Genomic DNA, 16,384 nt, shown 5'->3' on the forward strand with positions numbered 1-16,384 from the left:
CGACTAGCGGCGCTCTTCGGGATCCGGCCCCTCGATGGCGGCCCGCATGGCCTCGGGAAGGGGCCCGGAGGCCTGCTCCAGGGGCGGCAGCCGGTCCAGGGCCTCCCAGGGCACGGCCCGTGCCCGCAGGTCCTTCTGTACCTTGTGGGCGACTTTCCGGGTGTCGCGCCGGTTCATGACGGCGCCGACGGCCGCGCCGATCATGAAGGGCATCAGGTTCGGCAGGTTGCGGAACATCCGCTTGGTGATCTGCTGGCGGAGCTCGCGCTTGAGCTGACCGCCCAGCGCCACGTCCAGCGTCGTCGGCTTGACCAGGTTCACCCCGCGCTCCTGGGTCCAGGAGGTGACGTAGGCGACGCTGCGGTCCTTGAGGTTCCCGGGGGGCCGCTGCCCGTAGACCTCGTGCAGTTCGGCGATCAGCTTCAGCTCGATCGCGGCGACCCCGGTGATCTCCGCGGCCAGTTCCGCCGGCATGGCGGGCGGTACGGGCAGCATCGCCGCCGCGCCGACACCGGCTCCCACGACCGACGTGCCGTGGGCGGCGCCGGCGATCAGCTTGTCGGCGAGCTGGTCGGGGTCGAGGCCCGGGAACTGCGCGCGCAGGGTCGCGAGGTCCCGAACCGGAACGCGCGGTGCGTTCTCGATGATGCGTTCGGCGATGTACAGGGCGACGGCCTTCGAGCCCGCGCCGCCCTTGCGCACACCGTTCCTGACGGCTTGCATCCGACCGGTCCCGGGCTTGCGGGGCCCGTCGCCGGCCGTTGCGGCCGACGGCACCGCGGGGGCGGTGCCGGAGGACGCGGCGGGGTCGTCGGCGGCTGCGGGGCCCGTCTCCGGGCCCGTCTCCACCCACTTCTCCGCCGGATCACCAGACTTCCGGAAGCGGCGCTTCCGGAAGGGCGACGACCCTGTCACGGCCGAGGCCTCTCAGTCGCAGTCGCGACAGATCGGCTGGCCGTTCTTCTCCCGAGCCAGCTGGCTGCGGTGGTGCACCAGGAAGCAGCTCATGCAGGTGAACTCGTCGGCCTGCTTGGGCAGCACCCGGACGGCCAGCTCCTCGTTGGAGAGGTCCGCGCCGGGAAGCTCCATGCCCTCCGCCGCGTCGAAGTCGTCCACGTCCACGTTCGAGTGGGACTTCTCGTTGCGCCGAGCCTTCAGCTCTTCGATGCTGTCGTTGTCTACGTCGTCGTCGGTCTTGCGCGGAGTGTCGTAGTCCGTTGCCATGGTTCGCTCTCCCCCTCTGGGATTTAGCGGTGTCTCAGCGCACGTAACGCGCGAGAGGCCGGACTTGTGCCCGACCTGAGGCGGAGATTTTGCCTCACATCAAGGTCTGTTACTCAATCGACACCCAGCCGGGCCCCCGAAGGAGCTTGTGGCTGGGATGACGACCGGGACCGTACACGGTCCGGAGGCCGCCTTGCACAAACGCCACCCCGTGTATTTCCCGCCATTCGGGGTGCCGGAAACCCGGACTTCCCGGGCTTTCCGGCCTCCCCGGGGTCACGGAACGCGCACGGCCGGACACCCGCTCATGTGATCGATCACACAGCGATATCCTGGGTGACGCCCGGCGAATTCAGCCAAGAGCGAACGCGGGCGCGTCCTGGTCACAGGGGCAACGTGACACGCATCACGAGGCCACCGCCCTCGCGCGGGGTCGCCTGGATGCGGCCGCCGTGTGCGCGCGCCACGGAGCGCGCGATCGAGAGGCCGAGTCCCACCCCCTTGTCGCTGCCCGTTCGCTCCGTACGCAGCCGTCTGAACGGCTCGAAGAGGTTGTCCACCTCGTACGCGGGAACCACGGGACCCGTGTTCGACACGAGGAGCACCGCCTGGCCGTGCTGGACCTCGGTCGCGACCTCCACCCAGCCTCCTTCCGGCACGTTGTAGCGAACGGCGTTCTGCACCAGGTTCAAGGCGATCCGCTCCAGCAGCACGCCGTTGCCCTGGACCACGGCCGGCGACCGCTCACCGCGGATCTCCACGCCCTTGGCCGCGGCCTCCGACCGCGCCTGGTCGATGGCGCGCGAGGCGACCTCCGCCAGGTCCACCGGCTTGCGCTCGACGATCTGGTTCTCGCTGCGGGCCAGCAGCAGCAGGCCCTCGACCAGCTGCTCGCTGCGCTCGTTGGTGGCCAGGAGCGTCTTCCCGAGCTGCTGGAGCTCCACCGGGGCCCCCGGATCGGAGAGGTGCACCTCCAGCAGCGTCCGGTTGATCGCCAGCGGTGTGCGCAGCTCGTGCGAGGCGTTCGCGACGAACCGCTGCTGGGCGGTGAAGGCCCGCTCCAGCCGGTCGAGCATCTCGTCGAAGGTGTCGGCGAGCTCCTTGAGCTCGTCGTCCGGGCCGTCCAGCTCGATCCGCCGGGTCAGGTCCGAGCCGACCACCCGGCGGGCGGTCCGGGTGATCTTGCCCAGCGGCGAGAGCACCCGGCCGGCCATCGCGTAGCCGAACGCGAAGGCGATGATGCTCAGACCCAGCAGGGCCATCAGCGACCGGCTCAGCAGGTCGTCCAGGGCGTGCCGGCGCTGGTCGAAGATGCACTGGCTGATCGCGGAGTAGAACTGGTCGAACGACATGTCGGCGCCCACGCCGGAGCAGGTCGTACTGGTGACCTCGATCTTCGTACCGCCGACGATCTTGAAGGGCAGCGCGTTGCCCTCCCGCAGCGCCTGCGCCGCCAGGAGGTAGATGATCGAGAGCAGCAGGATGCCCGCGATGAGGAACATGCCGCCGTACAGCAAGGTGAGGCGTATGCGGATGGTCGGCCGCAGCCACGGGAAGGGACCCTCGGGCTGGCCGGGGTCCCAGGTCGGTTTCGGAGGTGCCGTCGGTGGCGCCGGAGTCGCTGCCATGGCCTCAGATCCGGTATCCGGAGCCCGGCACGGTCACGATGACGGGCGGCTCTCCGAGCTTGCGGCGCAAGGTCATGACGGTCACGCGCACCACGTTCGTGAACGGGTCGGTGTTCTCGTCCCAGGCCTTCTCCAGCAGCTGCTCGGCGGAGACGACGGTCCCCTCGCTGCGCATGAGGACCTCCAGCACCGCGAACTCCTTCGGCGCCAGCTGCACCTCCCGGCCCTCCCGGAAGACCTCGCGCCGGTTCGGGTCGAGCTTGATCCCGGCGCGCTCCAGCACGGGCGGCAGGGCGACCGTCGTACGCCGTCCCAGGGCGCGCACGCGGGCGGTCAGCTCGGTGAAGGCGAACGGCTTGGGCAGGTAGTCGTCCGCCCCGAGCTCCAGCCCCTCGACCCGGTCGCTGACGTCCCCGGAGGCGGTCAGCATCAGCACGCGCGTGGGCATGCCGAGCTCCACGATCTTCCGGCAGACGTCGTCCCCGTGCACGAGCGGGAGGTCCCGGTCGAGTACGACCACGTCGTAGTCGTTCACTCCGACGCGCTCCAGGGCCGCGGCGCCGTCGTACACGACGTCCACGGCCATGGCCTCCCGGCGCAGGCCGGTGGCCACCGCATCGGCGAGCAGCTGCTCGTCCTCGACGACGAGTACGCGCACGTCGTTTCCTTCCTTCGAGCCCAGAAGGGCACACGTGTATTGCGTCGCCCATCCTGCCCGTTTCGGCGGTAAACCGGCTGTAAGGCGCCATGCGGCGGCCGCCGCGGCCAGGGCCGGGGGAACGGAGCTGAGGATTCGATGGGCTCACGAGGTTTCTGCGCCCAGGGTGCCGGGGAGGACGATGGAACACCCCATCCACTCCTGACGGCGGACTGCCACGGGCAGCACCGCCGCGACCCACGAAGAGGGGGCGCACCCACCATGGACGCATTCACCGCGGGTCTCCTGCAGCGCATCAGGGCCACGCAGTCGGACCTCAGCAAGGCCCGTGCGACGGGCGACGACTACCTCGCGGATGTGGAACAGGCGGAGCTGGAGGACCTCCAGCGCCTCGCGGCCGAACACGGCGTGCCCGTCACCGCCGCCTAGCCGGGCCCCGCCCGCAGAACAGCTGCCTGACCGAAAACCCTCACCGATACCTCACGCACCCCGGTACTTCTCGGACCCCGGCCGCCCTCAGGGCGGCCGGGGTCCGCTCATGTACGGCGGCCCGGGGTCAGTCGTGCCAGGCCCCGGCCTCCTCCAGCAGCGGCTGGAGCGAGGCGAACACGGCCGGGGTGGCGGCGAGCGCCAGCTCCCCCGAGGCCGGCTCGCCCGGCCGGCCGCCCGTCACGGCGCCCGCCTCCCGGGCGATGAGCGCACCCGCGGCGAGGTCCCACGGGTTCAACCCCCGCTCGTAGTACCCGTCCAGCCGCCCGGCGGCGACATCGCAGAGGTCCAGGGCCGCCGACCCGGCGCGGCGGATGTCGCGCACCCGCGGCAGGATCCGCCGCACCACCTCGGCCTGCTGCTCCTTGCGGCCCTGGAGGTAGGCGAACCCGGTCGCCACCAGCGCCCGGTCCAGCGGCGCGGGCGCCCGGCAGCGCAGCCGGACGTCCCCCAGCCAGGCGCCCTCGCCGAGCACCGCGTGATACGTCTCGCCGCGCATCGGCGCCGCCACCACGCCGGCCACCGTCTCGCCCCGGTACTCGGCGGCGATCGAGACGCTCCAGCTGGGCAGCCCGTACAGGTAGTTCACGGTGCCGTCCAGCGGGTCCACGACCCACCGCACGCCGCTCGTCCCGGGGCTGTCCGCCCCCTCCTCGCCCAGCAGTCCGTCCAGCGGACGGCGCTCGGCGAGGATCCCCGTGATCAGCTTCTCCGCCGCGATGTCCATCTCGGTCACCACGTCGATCGGGCTGGACTTGGTCGCCGCCACCGCCAGGTCCGCCGGCCGCCCGTCCCGCAGCAGCTCCCCGGCCCGCCGCGCGGCGTCCAGCCCCACGGCCAGCAGCTCCGCCTTCAGCTCGGCGGAAACCCGTCCGCCGGGGGCCCCTTCGGCCGGGACCCGTTCCTCGGAAACCATGCTCGTCCCACTTCCTACGCGTACGGACTGTCGACGCCCGCGGCCGCCGGCCGGGGTGCTCGCGCGGGACAGCAGCCCACCGCGCAGAGGTCGTGGCTGGGGCCGAGCAGGCCCAGCGCGCACCGCTCCACCGCTTCGCCGCGTTCGGCGGCGGCCCGCTCCAGCACGAGGTCACGTACCGCCGCCGCGAACCGCGGGTCGGCGCCCACCGTCGCCGAGCGGGCGACGGGCAGGCCCAGTTCGGCGGCCTTGGCGGTGGCCTCGGTGTCGAGGTCGTACAGGACCTCCATGTGGTCCGAGACGAAGCCGATCGGCACCATCACCACCGCCGGGGCGCCCGCTTCGTGCAGGGCCTCCAGGTGGTCGCAGATGTCGGGTTCCAGCCAGGGGATGTGCGGGGCGCCGCTGCGCGACTGGTAGACCAGCTCCCAGGGCAGTTCGGCGCCCGTCTCGGCGCGCACCGCATCCGCGATCAGCCGGGCCACGTCCAGGTGCTGACGGACGTACGCGCCGCCGTCGCCGTGCTCCTCGACGGGGCCGGAGGTGTCGGCGGCCGCGGTCGGGATGGAGTGGGTGGTGAAGGCCAGGTGGGCGCCGGCGCGCACGTCCTGCGGCAGGGCGGCCAGGGAGGCGAGTACGCCGTCCACCATCGGCCGCACGAAGCCCGGGTGGTTGAAGTAGTGCCGCAGCTTGTCCACCCCCGGCAGCTCGGCCACGCCCTCCTCGGCGAGCGTGGCGAGCGCGTCGGCGAGGTTCTCCCGGTACTGCCGGCAGCCCGAGTACGAGGCGTACGCGCTGGTGGCGAGGACCGCGATGCGGCGGCGGCCGTCGGCGGCCATGTCCCGGAGCACGTCGGTGAGGTAGGGCGCCCAGTTCCGGTTGCCCCAGTACACCGGCAGGTCCAGCCCGTGCTCGGCGAAGTCCTTGCGCAGCGCGTCCAGCAGCTCCCGGTTCTGGCCGTTGATGGGGCTGACGCCACCGAAGCCGAAGTAGTGCTGCCCGACTTCCTTGAGCCGCTCGCGCGGGATGCCGCGCCCGCGCGTGACGTTCTCCAGGAACGGCACGACGTCTTCGGGGCCCTCGGGGCCGCCGAAGGAGAGCAGCAGCAGGGCGTCGTAGGGGCCGGCGTCGGGGGCGCGGAGCTGGTCAGACATGCGTCGAATCCTGCCACCCGACGGGCCGCGGCGGGAACCGGACCCGGCGGCCGGGACCGCGCGTCCCAAAGGTAAGGTCACCCTTACTTACAGTCCGTTCTCGCCATGCGGGTGCCTTGCCGGCGGTCATAACCTGTAGAGGCCATTGACGTCCCTTACGGAGGGCCCGTGCCCAGTCCCTACCGCGCGATCTTCGCCGCTCCAGGCACCAAGGGGTTCAGCGCCGCCGGGCTCATCGGCCGCATGCCGCTCTCCATGGTGGGCGTCGGCATCCTGACCATGATCTCGGAGCTCACCGGCCGCTACGGGCTGGCGAGCGCGCTCACCGGGACCCTCGCCCTGTCCGCCGCGGCCGTCGGCCCTCAGGTCTCCAAGCTGGTCGACCGCTACGGACAGCGGCGGGTGCTGCGCCCCGCGACCCTCTTCGCCGTCGCCTCGGTGGCCGGCCTGCTGGTCGCCGCGGCGAACGGCTGGCCGGACTGGACGCTCTTCGTCTTCTCCGCCCTCGCGGGATGCGTGCCGAGCGTGGGCTCGATGGTCCGCGCCCGGTGGACGGCCATCTACCGGGACACCCCGAGCCTGCACACGGCGTACTCCTTCGAATCCGTGCTCGACGAGGTCTGTTTCATCTTCGGTCCGATCATCGCCATCTCCCTGTCCACGACCTGGTTCCCGGAGGCCGGTCCGCTGATAGCCGCCCTGTGCCTGCTGGTGGGCGTCTGGTGGCTGACGGCGCAGCGCGCCACCGAACCGGAACCGCACCCGCACGACGCGCACGGGGACCGGACCTCGGCCCTGCGCTCCCCCGGACTCCAGGTGCTGATGGGCACGTTCGTCGCGACGGGGGCGATCTTCGGCTCGATCGACGTGGCCACGCTCGCCTTTGCCGACGAGCGCGGCCACAAACCACTCGCGAGCGTGATCCTCGCCGTCTGGGCCCTCGGCTCCTGCCTCGCCGGGATCGTCTTCGGCCTGCTGCACCTCAAAGGATCGGCCGAACGTCGATGGGTACTGGGCATCTGTGCGATGGCCGTGAGTATGATCCCCCTCCTACTGGCCGGGAACTTGCCGTTTCTGGCCGTGGCGCTCTTCGTCTCGGGCCTCGCCATCGCTCCCACGATGATCACCACGATGGCCCTGATCGAGGCGCACGTACCCCGCGCGAAGCTGACCGAGGGAATGACCTGGATCAGCACCGGCCTCGCGGTCGGTGTCGCGGTCGGCTCCTCCGTGGCCGGCCTGGTCATCGACGCGGCCGGCGCCCGCAGCGGGTACGTCGTCTCCATATCGGCGGGGGTGGCCGCGGCGGCGGTGGCGTTCGCGGGTTACCGCCGGCTGACGAGGCCGGCGCTAGGGGAGGAGCCGGCTACCGATGGGGACGTCGACAGCAGGGCAGAACGGGCGGGCCGGGGCGGCGAAGACGCCGACCGCGTGGCGTAACTGGGCGGGCAACGTCAGGGCGACGCCCGCCCGCGTGGTGGCCCCGGCATCGGTCGGGGAGGTCCAGGAGGCGGTCCGCTGGGCCGCCGGGGAGGGCTTGCGGGTGAAGGCGGTCGGCACCGGCCACTCCTTCACCGCGGCCGCCGCCACCGACGGGGTGCTCATCCGCCCCCAGGCGCTGCGGGGCATCACGTCGGTCGACCGGACCGCCGGCACCGTCACGGTGGCGGCGGGCACGGTGCTCAAGCACCTGAACGCGGCCCTGGCCCGGGCAGGCCTGTCGCTCACCAACATGGGCGACATCATGGAACAGACGGTCGCGGGCGCCATCAGCACCGGCACCCACGGCACCGGCCGCGACTCGGCCTCCATCGCCGCGCAGATCCGCGCCCTCGAACTGGTCACCGCGGACGGCAGGCTGCTGACGTGCTCGGAGAAGGAGAACCCCGAGGTCTTCGCGGCCGCCCGGCTCGGCATCGGGGCGCTCGGCATCGTCACCTCGGTGACCTTCGCCGTCGAACCGCTCTTCTTCCTGACCGCCCGTGAGGAGCCGATGGGCTTCGACCGGGTGACGGCCGAGTTCGACGAGCACGTCGCGGAGAACGAGCACTTCGAGTTCTACTGGTTCCCGCACACCGGCAACTGCAACACCAAGCGCAACAACCGCAGCCAGGGGCCGGCCGCCCCGCCCGGAGCGGTCAGCGCGTGGATCGAGGACGAGCTGCTGTCCAACGGCCTCTTCCAGGCGGTCAACTCGCTGGGCCGCGCCGTCCCGGCGGCCGTTCCCGGCATCGCCCGCATCGCCAGCCGCGCCCTGTCGGCGCGGACCTACACCGACATCCCGTACAAGGTGTTCACCAGCCCGCGCCGGGTGCGCTTCGTGGAGATGGAGTACGCGCTCCCGCGTGAGCACGTCGTCGGGGCCCTGCGGGAACTCAAGGCGATGGTCGACCGGTCCGCCCTGCGCATCAGCTTCCCCGTCGAGGTGCGGACGGCTCCGGCGGACGACATCACCCTGTCGACGGCCTCGGGGCGCGAGACGGCGTACATCGCGGTGCACATGTACAAGGGCACCCCCTACCAGGCCTACTTCACGGCGGCCGAGCGGATCTTCACCGCGCACCAGGGGCGGCCGCACTGGGGCAAGGTGCACACCCGGGACGCCGAGTACCTCGCCGGGGTCTACCCGCGCTTCGGCGAGTTCACCGCCCTGCGGGACCGGCTGGACCCGGACCGGCTGTTCGGCAACGACTACCTGCGGCGGGTCCTGGGCGGCTGACGGCGGTTCAGGAGGAGCCGGGCGTCGGGGTCGGGGTCGGTGTCGGGGTGGGGGTCGGTGTCGGGGTCGGCGTGGGTTCCGGGTCCGGGTCCGGCTTCGGGTCCGGCTTCGGCGGGCTCGGGGTGGGCGTCGGCGTCCCGTCCGGCGAGCCCGAGGGGGCCGGGCCGGGTGACGGGCGCTCTCCGCCCGGGGAACCCGCGGGGCCCGGCGTGGCCGCGCCGCCCTTGCCGCCCTTGCCCTTCTCGGCCCCGCCGCCCGGCGGGTCCGGCTGCCGGTGGTCGGCGGCCTTGCGCGTGCCGCCGGACAGCAGGGTGCCGCCGCCGTCGCTGATCGAGGTGCCGGCCGCGGCCTCGTAGGCGCCGAGCCCGCCGACGGCTATGGCGAAGGCGGCCCCCGCTGCCACCGCCGTGCGCTTCCAGCCCCGTACGCGGGTGCCGTGGACGGTGGCCTCGCCGTACTCCCCCTCCGCCCGGGGCCCGGGCCCAAGGGACTGGGGGCCGGCGCCGTCGCGCCGGAGCCGGTCGCCGGTACGGCGGAACGCGTGCTGGATGACGGGGCCGCCGGCGGTGGCCACCACGCTCACGACACCGGCGCCCAGGATGGTCCCGTACACGCCCAGCCTCGAGGCGAGCAGCGCCGCCGCGACGGTGGCGAGGGAGGAGCCGGCGACCTGAGCGACGCTCAGGTCGAGCTTCTTCTTCTCCGGTGCGGTGTCGTCCCGTGCCATGCCGTGCGTGCCCTGCCTCTCGCGCTTCTCCTCTTCCGGCAGTTACAGACATCTGGACGAAACGGATAGTTCCACTTCTGTGGATTCTGTGAAGCAAGACACCCGAAAACGGACCGTGCCGCAGGTCGGCCGCACGGGGGGCCCGTTTCAGGGCAGGCCAACTCCCGCCGCCCGGGGAAAGTTCGGCGGCGCGGCGGTCCACCCAGGTGGCCCGAATGGAGTACTGTGGCGAGCCCTGGGGCCGTCCTTCCTTTCGGATGTCCGGACCCGGGAGAGGGGGCCGACGATGGAGATACGGCACTCAAGACCGGCGATGCCGCGGTGTTGCACGGGTTTCCGATGCGCACAGTAATCGTTCGGTCACTGTGCGTGCCCAACAGGTAACCGTGCCATAACGGCGATCAAGGGCGCATGCCCGACACGCCGGTTTAACTCGGCAAGGTTGTGGCAGGCTGCACCCGGGCAGGCCACACTCGACTAGCGGAAGCAGCGACGCACGTGACGTCGGCAGGCACCACCCGGGAGGTCCCCATGCCCGAACTGCGTGTCGTGGCCGTCTCCAATGACGGCACACGACTGGTGCTCAAAGCTGCCGACAGCACGGAGTACACGCTTCCGATCGACGAGCGGCTACGGGCTGCCGTGCGCAACGACCGCGCGCGCCTGAACCAGATCGAGATCGAGGTGGAGAGCCACCTCCGCCCCCGCGACATCCAGGCCCGCATACGGGCCGGCGCCTCCGCTGAGGAGGTCGCTCAACTCGCGGGCATCCCCGTGGACCGGGTGCGCCGCTTCGAAGGACCCGTCCTCGCGGAGCGGGCGTTCATGGCCGAGCGGGCCCGCAAGACGCCGGTGCGCCGCCCCGGCGAGAACACCGGACCGCAGCTCGGCGAGGCGGTGCAGGAGCGGCTGACGCTGCGCGGGGCCGACAAGGAGTCCGTGCAGTGGGACTCGTGGCGCCGCGACGACGGGACCTGGGAGGTCCTGCTCGTCTACCGGGTCGCCGGCGAACCGCACTCCGCCAGCTGGACGTACGACCCGCCGCGCCGGCTGGTCGTGGCCGTGGACGACGAAGCCCGCTCCCTGATCGGCGAGTCCGACGACCTGCCGGCGACGCCGGAGCCGAGCTTCCCCTTCGTGCCCCGGATCGCGCGGCTGCCGCGGGACCGGCCGCTGGACCGCGCGCTCGACCGGCAGATGGAGCGGGCCGCCGCCCCCGCGCCGGAGCCGGAGGAGGAACGGGACACACTGACCAGCCTGCTGGAGGCGGTGCCGAGCTTCCGGGGCGACATGGTGGTCCCGGAACGCCCCGACGCACCGGCGGAGGAGCCGGAGGCCGAGGAGCCCCCGGCCGCCTCGGCGGGGGCCGGCGCCGCGTACGCCGACGTCCTGATGCCCCGTACGGTGGCGGGCCACCGCGACCGCCTCACCGGCACCACGGACCGCCAGGCGGAAGCCGACGGCGTCCGCCCGGGCCGCCGCGCGGCGGTGCCCAGCTGGGACGAGATCGTCTTCGGCACCCGCCGCAAGAAGCAGGAGTAACCGGACCCTCGCCGGCTTGTGAGGCCTGGCCCCCCGACGGAGTCTGGGGGCCCGGGGCGGTGCCCCGGGAACGCCCCGCGCCGCCGGGGCGTTCCCGACACGGCGGCCCGGCCGCTCCGCTCAGCCGGCGGAGCCACCGGTCGCGACCGGTCGCCCCGGGTCCGAGGACCAGTCCGACCAACTCCCCGCGTAGAGGGCCGACGGGATCCCCGCCACCTCCAGCGCCAGCACCTCGTGCGCCCCGGACACCCCCGACCCGCAGTACACCCCGACCGCCGCCGCTTCCGCGGCCCCCAGCGCCGCGAACCGCTCCCGCAGCGCCTGTGCCGCGAGGAACCGGCCGTCCGGCCCCACGTTCTCGGTGGTCGGCGCCGACACCGCGCCCGGCACGTGGCCGCCGACCCGGTCGATCGGTTCCACCTCGCCCCGGTACCGCTCCCCGGCCCGCGCGTCCAGCAGGACCCCGGTCCGGGCCAGCGCGGCCGCCCCGTCCGCGTCCAGCACGCGCATCGCCCCCGGGTTTGGCTTGAAATCACCCTCGGCCGGGGCCGGTTCCTCGGTCGTCAGTTCGCCGCCCGCCGCCGTCCAGGCGGCCAGGCCCCCGTCCAGCACCCGTACCCGGGCGTGCCCCGTCCAGCGCAGCAGCCACCACGCCCGGGCCGCGGCCCATCCCTGGCCCCCGTCGTAGACGACCACCGGGCCGTCCGCCGAGACGCCGGCCCGCCGCATCACCGCCCCGAACTCCTCGGGGTCCGGCAGCGGGTGGCGGCCACCCAGCCCCGTCCCACTCACCGGACCTGCCAGTTCGCGGTCGAGGTCGACGTACACCGCCCCCGGCAGGTGGCCCGCCTCGTACGCGGGCCGCTGGCCGGGGCCGCCCAGCTGCCAGCGGACGTCCAGGAGCACCGGCGGCCTGGTTCCGGCCAGCTCGTTCATCAGTTCGGAAGCCGAGAGAATCGCAGTCATGGGCCCATCTTCCTCCCCGCGCCCCGCCCCGGACAGCAGACCGGACGGCAGCGCGCCGCGACCGCCCGCACCGATTCGGTCAACTCTCATCCACCCGCGATCCGTCCGGCCCGGTCTAGCCGCGCCGGACCCCGCGGAGTGGAAGCATCGGAGCGCGACACGGGGGCAGGGCTACGACGGAGGAGACGGCTGACATGACCGAGGCAGCGGAAACAACCAGGCGCCCGCCCGGCGCGCCCTGCTGGGTGAGCCTCATGGTCCACGGTCTCGGCACCACCGAGGACTTCTACGCCGACCTCTTCGGCTGGGAGTACGTCCCGGGCCCCGTCCCCTTCGGGCCGTACGTCCGCGCCCTGCTCGACGGCGAGGAGGTGGCCGGCATCGGCGAGATGCCCCCGGACCGGCACCTGCCGGTCGCCTGGACCACGTACTTCGCGACGGACGACGCCGACTGCACGGCCGAATCGATCCGCTCCTGCGGGGGCACGGTCGCGGTGGGCCCGCTGGACGCGGGCAACGCCGGCCGGCTGGCCATCTGCTCCGACCCGCTGGGGGCGATCTTCGGGATCTGGCAGGCCGGCGCCCACCTCGGCGGCAGACTGCACGGACATCCGGGTACCCCGGTCTGGAACGAGCTGCTGACCCAGGACACCTCGACCGTCGGCAAGTTCTACGAGCACGTCTTCGGTCACGAGGCGCGGGAACACCCCGACCACTCGGCCGACTTCGACTACCTCGTCCTGCGTCTCCAGGGCCGTCCGGTCGCCGCGGTCCACGGTGTGGGCCGCGCACTGCCGCACGACCGGGGCTCGCACTGGATGACGTACTTCGAGGTGGCGGACCCCGACGCGGCCGCCGACCGGGTCGCCGAACTCGGCGGACGCGTCATCCAGCCGCCGCGCGACCGGCTCAGCGGCCGGGTGGCGACGGTCGCGGACCCGGAGGGGGCGGTGTTCACCCTCGTACGGTCCTGGCCGCAGGCCGGCTAGCGGCCGAGCGCGAGGCGCAGGGTGATCCCGTACCGCGTCCGCAGCCTGCGCAGCTCCCAGAGCGAAAGCGCGGTCACCGAGGCGGGCGGCCCGATCAGGAAGAGGATCCGTACGGGCAGCGGCGCGAGCACCGGCGCGTCGTCGAACAGCTGCAACAGGAACATCGCCCAGACCAGTACCGGAGTGATCAGCGGCGGCAGCACCTCGTGGACATCGCCGGTGCGGAAGGCGTGGTGGACGCAGAGCACCGCCGAGGCCATGCCGAACGGCAGCAGGAACAGCCCCAGCAGCCCCGAACCGAAGCCCAGCAGGCTCATCGAGCCGGCCGTGCCCCGCGTGACGGCGAGCCACAGCAGCAGCGCGGTGCCGAAGAGCGTGCCCAGCGCGGTCAGCGGTCCGCGCAGCCGCTGCCGGTAGAACGCGGGGCCGGGCGGTCGGGCGCTCATCACGAACACGGCGAGGGCGATCGGTCCGAGGACGAGCAACAGGCCCGCGCTGATGACGACTTCATCGACCTTGCTGCTGAGCACCGAACCGGCCGACTCGCGCAGCGGATAGGCGAAGAGCAACCAGCAGGTGGCCACGAGCCCGATGGCGGTGCGGGCGATCTGGGCCCGCTCGATGGACTCGTCCACGATCCGGTCCGGCCGCCCGGGCCGGTAGATCCGGCCCGCCAGTACGAAGGGCAGCAGCAGGAAGGTGACGCATCCGTTCCGGTCGCTGTTCCGCTGCCCTGCCCCCGGCCTGCCCGTATAGGTACTCAACTGCTCCGCCCCCATGACGATGATGATCACCGCATCATAGGACGGTGCGTCAGGGGACGAACGCGAATCGGCGTACCGCCGGCGGACGTCAGGCGTGGTTGACCGGGAGGACGTCCGGGGAGAGGGCGCCGGCGTGGGCGGAGGCGGAGGTCATGCGGCGCCGGTGGTGGCGGCGGCACAGGACCTCGTAACCGATCTCCTCCGCGGGGCGGTTGACGTCGCCGACGACGACCTGGGCGCCCTCGACGACCATCTCACCGCCCACCGTGCGGGCGTTGTGCGTCGCGCGGGCCCCGCACCAGCACAGCGCCTCGACCTGGAGCTGTTCTATCCGGTCGGCGAGCTCGATCAGGCGCTGGGAGCCGGGGAAGAGCTTGGTGCGGAAGTCGGTGGTGATGCCGAACGCGAAGACGTCCATGTCGAGGTCGTCCACGACCCGGGCCAGCTGGTCGATCTGGTCGGGGGCCAGGAACTGGGCCTCGTCCACGATCACGTAGTCGGCCTTGCCGCCCTTGGAGAGCTGGTCCACGAGGTACGCGTACAGGTCCATGCCCTCGGTCGCCTCGACCGCCTCGGTGACCAGGCCGAGACGGGAGGACAGCTTGCCCTGGCCCGCCCGGTCGTCCCGGGTGAAGATGACGCCCACCAGCCCGCGCGCCGAGCGGTTGTGGGTGATTTGCAGAGCCAGGGTGCTCTTTCCGCAGTCCATCGTTCCGGAGAAGAACACCAGCTCGGGCATGGGAAGTACGGGACCTTTCGGGTCGTGGTCGGGAGGCGGGCGGGGCGGGGCGGGGTCAGGTGCGGACTTCGAGGAGGGGGACCAGCTGCTCCGCCGCCGTCATCGAGCCGTGCATGCCGACGAGCGCGGACTCGTTGGGCTCGTTGCGGCTCGCGGTGATCGCGACATCGGCGTGCGCGGCGGCGACGACGTCGCCGATCCGGCCGAGCACGCGCTCGTCGCACTCCCCCGGCGGACCGAACCAGCCCAGTTCCAGCGCCTCTTCGCGGCTCGCGACCCAGAAGCGGTCCCCGAGCACCTCGCGCCAGACGGTCAGTACGTCGGCCTCCGCGCCCGGCACCGCGTACACGTGCCGTGCCCGGCCCTCGCCGCCGAGCAGGGCCACGCCGGCGCCCAGCTCCCAGTCGTCGTCGAAGTCGATCCGGGAGTCCTCGTCGAAGGGGACGTCCACCATGCCGTGGTCGGAGGTCACGTACAGCGCGGTGCGCGGCGGCAGTTGCTCGGCGAGCCGCTGCACCAGCCGGTCGACGTACATCAGCTGGCCGCGCCAGGCGTCGGAGTCCACGCCGTGCCGGTGGCCGGCGCCGTCGAGCTCGCTGTAGTACGTGTAGACCAGCGAGCGCTCACCGGCGGCGAGCTGGATCGCCGCGAGGTCCATCCGCTCCTCGCCGGTCATCCGGCCGTGGAAGGTGCCGCCGCTGAGGGCGATCTTCGTGAGCGGGGTGGACTGGAACGCGGGCGCGGACACCTGCGCGGTGTGCACCCCGGCCGCGTCGGCGAGCTGGAAGACGGTCGGGTACGGCTGCCAGGCCTTGGGCTGGGTCCACGGCTGCCAGCGGAGCTGGTTCATCAGTTCGCCGGAGGCCGGGTTGCGCACGGCGTAGCCGGGCAGGCCGTGCCGGGCCGGCGGCAGGCCGGTGCCGACGGAGGCCAGTGAGGTGGCGGTGGTCGCCGGGAAACCCGCGGTGATCGGCAGGCCGGTGCCGCCGCGCGAGCCGGCGAGGAGGGAGGCCAGGTAGGGGGCCTCCTGCGGGTGCGCCTTGAGCTGCTCCCAGCCCATGCCGTCGACCAGGAACACGCAGTTCCGGTCGGCCGGGGCCAGCTCGGCGATCCCGGCGGTGAGGCCGGGGACGCCCTGGCCGGCCGCGAGGGTCGGCAGCAGGTCGGCGAGGGAGCCGGTGCCGTACCGGGGCACCGGCGCACCGGCCAGGTCCAGCAGCTCCGGCTCGTCCCAGTTCGACGGTGCGGAGTAGGACATCAGCGGGCGGCGGCCGTGGCCGCGGTCGCCTCGGACAGCGCCTGGGCGAAGACCAGGGTCTGCCGGACCGTCTCCGGGCCGTCGCCGGCCTCGCTGACGCGCAGGCTGAGGTCGTCGGCGGTGGAATTGCCGGTGTAGCCGTGGTCGGAGTCGCAGTTCGGGTCGCCGCAGGCGGCGGGCTCCAGGTCGATGCGCGAGACGGCTCCCCAGCCGATGGTCAGCACGACCTCACGGGGCAGGGTGCCGGGGGTGTACGACTCCGGGTTCGCCACGACACGGCTGAGCACCACCGAGGAGATGCTGCTGAGCTTGACCGATTCGGTGGAGGTGGTCGCGTACGGGGACGGGGACCCGGCGTCCGCGGCCTGCTCGTCGGTGTGGCTCACGATGAAGCGGTTGTGGGTGAGCACGAGGACGGTGACGTGCCGGCGCACCTCGTTGGAGTCGAAGGTCGTCTCCTGGTGCACCAGGTACGACGAGATCGGCTCGCCGCCCACCGCGGCCTCCACGGCCTCGGCCACGAGGGCCGGGTAGTAGCCGCTGCGCTCGATCGCCGCGCGCAGCCCCTGGGTCGTCGTACCGGATTTCGCCATGAGGTCCATCCTAAGGCC

17 protein-coding genes are annotated in these 16,384 nt (G+C 72.6%); 5 read left to right on the forward strand and 12 right to left on the reverse strand.

The annotated features are described in order from the left end of the window. Positions 1 to 3: 3 nt before the first annotated feature. The 4 genes from ACZ4M3_RS24120 to ACZ4M3_RS24135 form a co-directional block, all read right to left on the reverse strand. On the reverse strand, positions 4 to 915 hold the full coding sequence (locus tag ACZ4M3_RS24120) for a hypothetical protein (protein WP_467735839.1): 912 nt from the start codon (positions 913 to 915) through the stop codon (positions 4 to 6). Between the two features lie 12 nt (positions 916 to 927). Next, positions 928 to 1,224: a DUF4193 domain-containing protein gene (locus ACZ4M3_RS24125; protein WP_136212598.1), complete on the reverse strand. Its 297-nt coding sequence runs from the start codon at positions 1,222 to 1,224 to the stop codon at positions 928 to 930. 383 nt (positions 1,225 to 1,607) lie between these two features. Next, positions 1,608 to 2,852 carry a sensor histidine kinase gene (locus ACZ4M3_RS24130; RefSeq protein WP_467735841.1) on the reverse strand — a complete coding sequence of 415 codons (1,245 nt, stop codon included), beginning with the start codon at positions 2,850 to 2,852 and terminating at the stop codon, positions 1,608 to 1,610. A gap of 4 nt (positions 2,853 to 2,856) precedes the next feature. Next, complete coding sequence (locus ACZ4M3_RS24135) at positions 2,857 to 3,510, reverse strand: response regulator transcription factor (RefSeq protein WP_030036265.1); 654 nt, start codon at positions 3,508 to 3,510, stop codon at positions 2,857 to 2,859. A 261-nt stretch (positions 3,511 to 3,771) separates the two neighbouring features. Between ACZ4M3_RS24135 and ACZ4M3_RS24140 the strand changes: the two genes are divergently transcribed. After that, positions 3,772 to 3,939, forward strand: coding sequence for a hypothetical protein (locus ACZ4M3_RS24140; RefSeq protein WP_329198996.1), 168 nt, complete (start codon positions 3,772 to 3,774; stop codon positions 3,937 to 3,939). 127 nt (positions 3,940 to 4,066) lie between these two features. Here the strand turns inward: ACZ4M3_RS24140 and ACZ4M3_RS24145 are convergent, their stop codons facing one another. Further along, positions 4,067 to 4,915 (reverse strand): inositol monophosphatase family protein, encoded by an 849-nt coding sequence (locus ACZ4M3_RS24145; RefSeq protein WP_467735844.1) that lies wholly within the window; start codon positions 4,913 to 4,915, stop codon positions 4,067 to 4,069. A 14-nt stretch (positions 4,916 to 4,929) separates the two neighbouring features. Then, a complete protein-coding gene (locus ACZ4M3_RS24150) occupies positions 4,930 to 6,069 on the reverse strand; it encodes a ferrochelatase (protein WP_467735846.1) in 1,140 nt (379 codons plus the stop codon). A gap of 168 nt (positions 6,070 to 6,237) precedes the next feature. Between ACZ4M3_RS24150 and ACZ4M3_RS24155 the strand changes: the two genes are divergently transcribed. Beyond that, on the forward strand, positions 6,238 to 7,509 hold the full coding sequence (locus ACZ4M3_RS24155) for an MFS transporter (protein ID WP_467735848.1): 1,272 nt from the start codon (positions 6,238 to 6,240) through the stop codon (positions 7,507 to 7,509). Next, complete coding sequence (locus ACZ4M3_RS24160) at positions 7,442 to 8,788, forward strand: D-arabinono-1,4-lactone oxidase (protein WP_467735850.1); 1,347 nt, start codon at positions 7,442 to 7,444, stop codon at positions 8,786 to 8,788. Before ACZ4M3_RS24155 ends, ACZ4M3_RS24160 begins: the two co-directional genes overlap by 68 nt. Positions 8,789 to 8,795: 7 nt before the next feature. Here ACZ4M3_RS24160 and ACZ4M3_RS24165 read toward each other — a convergent pair whose 3' ends face one another. Continuing rightward, positions 8,796 to 9,515 (reverse strand): hypothetical protein, encoded by a 720-nt coding sequence (locus ACZ4M3_RS24165; protein ID WP_467735852.1) that lies wholly within the window; start codon positions 9,513 to 9,515, stop codon positions 8,796 to 8,798. Positions 9,516 to 10,046: 531 nt separating this feature from the next. Here ACZ4M3_RS24165 and sepH point away from each other — a divergent pair. Further along, positions 10,047 to 11,057 carry a septation protein SepH gene (sepH, locus tag ACZ4M3_RS24170; RefSeq protein WP_467735854.1) on the forward strand — a complete coding sequence of 337 codons (1,011 nt, stop codon included), beginning with the start codon at positions 10,047 to 10,049 and terminating at the stop codon, positions 11,055 to 11,057. Positions 11,058 to 11,177: 120 nt separating this feature from the next. On the opposite strand, the gene ACZ4M3_RS24175 is transcribed toward sepH, so the two are convergent. Next, the gene (locus ACZ4M3_RS24175) at positions 11,178 to 12,023 is read right to left on the reverse strand and encodes a sulfurtransferase (protein ID WP_467735856.1); all 846 of its coding nucleotides are present in this window, start codon (positions 12,021 to 12,023) and stop codon (positions 11,178 to 11,180) included. Between the two features lie 194 nt (positions 12,024 to 12,217). Between ACZ4M3_RS24175 and ACZ4M3_RS24180 the strand changes: the two genes are divergently transcribed. Further along, the gene (locus ACZ4M3_RS24180) at positions 12,218 to 13,012 is read left to right on the forward strand and encodes a VOC family protein (RefSeq protein WP_467735858.1); all 795 of its coding nucleotides are present in this window, start codon (positions 12,218 to 12,220) and stop codon (positions 13,010 to 13,012) included. Here ACZ4M3_RS24180 and ACZ4M3_RS24185 read toward each other — a convergent pair. The 4 genes from ACZ4M3_RS24185 to ACZ4M3_RS24200 are packed head-to-tail and all read right to left on the reverse strand — an operon-like array spanning position 13,009 to position 16,366. After that, positions 13,009 to 13,806 carry a hypothetical protein gene (locus ACZ4M3_RS24185; protein WP_467735861.1) on the reverse strand — a complete coding sequence of 266 codons (798 nt, stop codon included), beginning with the start codon at positions 13,804 to 13,806 and terminating at the stop codon, positions 13,009 to 13,011. The two genes, ACZ4M3_RS24180 and ACZ4M3_RS24185, sit on opposite strands and share 4 nt — an antisense overlap. Positions 13,807 to 13,864: 58 nt before the next feature. Next, positions 13,865 to 14,515 carry a thymidine kinase gene (locus tag ACZ4M3_RS24190; RefSeq protein ID WP_467735863.1) on the reverse strand — a complete coding sequence of 217 codons (651 nt, stop codon included), beginning with the start codon at positions 14,513 to 14,515 and terminating at the stop codon, positions 13,865 to 13,867. A gap of 55 nt (positions 14,516 to 14,570) precedes the next feature. Next, complete coding sequence (locus tag ACZ4M3_RS24195; protein ID WP_467735865.1) at positions 14,571 to 15,773, reverse strand: alkaline phosphatase family protein; 1,203 nt, start codon at positions 15,771 to 15,773, stop codon at positions 14,571 to 14,573. After that, positions 15,773 to 16,366, reverse strand: a complete 594-nt coding sequence (locus ACZ4M3_RS24200; protein ID WP_361131386.1) for a DUF5998 family protein — start codon at positions 16,364 to 16,366, stop codon at positions 15,773 to 15,775. Before ACZ4M3_RS24200 ends, ACZ4M3_RS24195 begins: the two co-directional genes overlap by 1 nt. Between the last annotated feature and the right edge of the window lie 18 nt (positions 16,367 to 16,384).

The organism is Streptomyces sp. NPDC026522, from assembly GCF_055567555.1.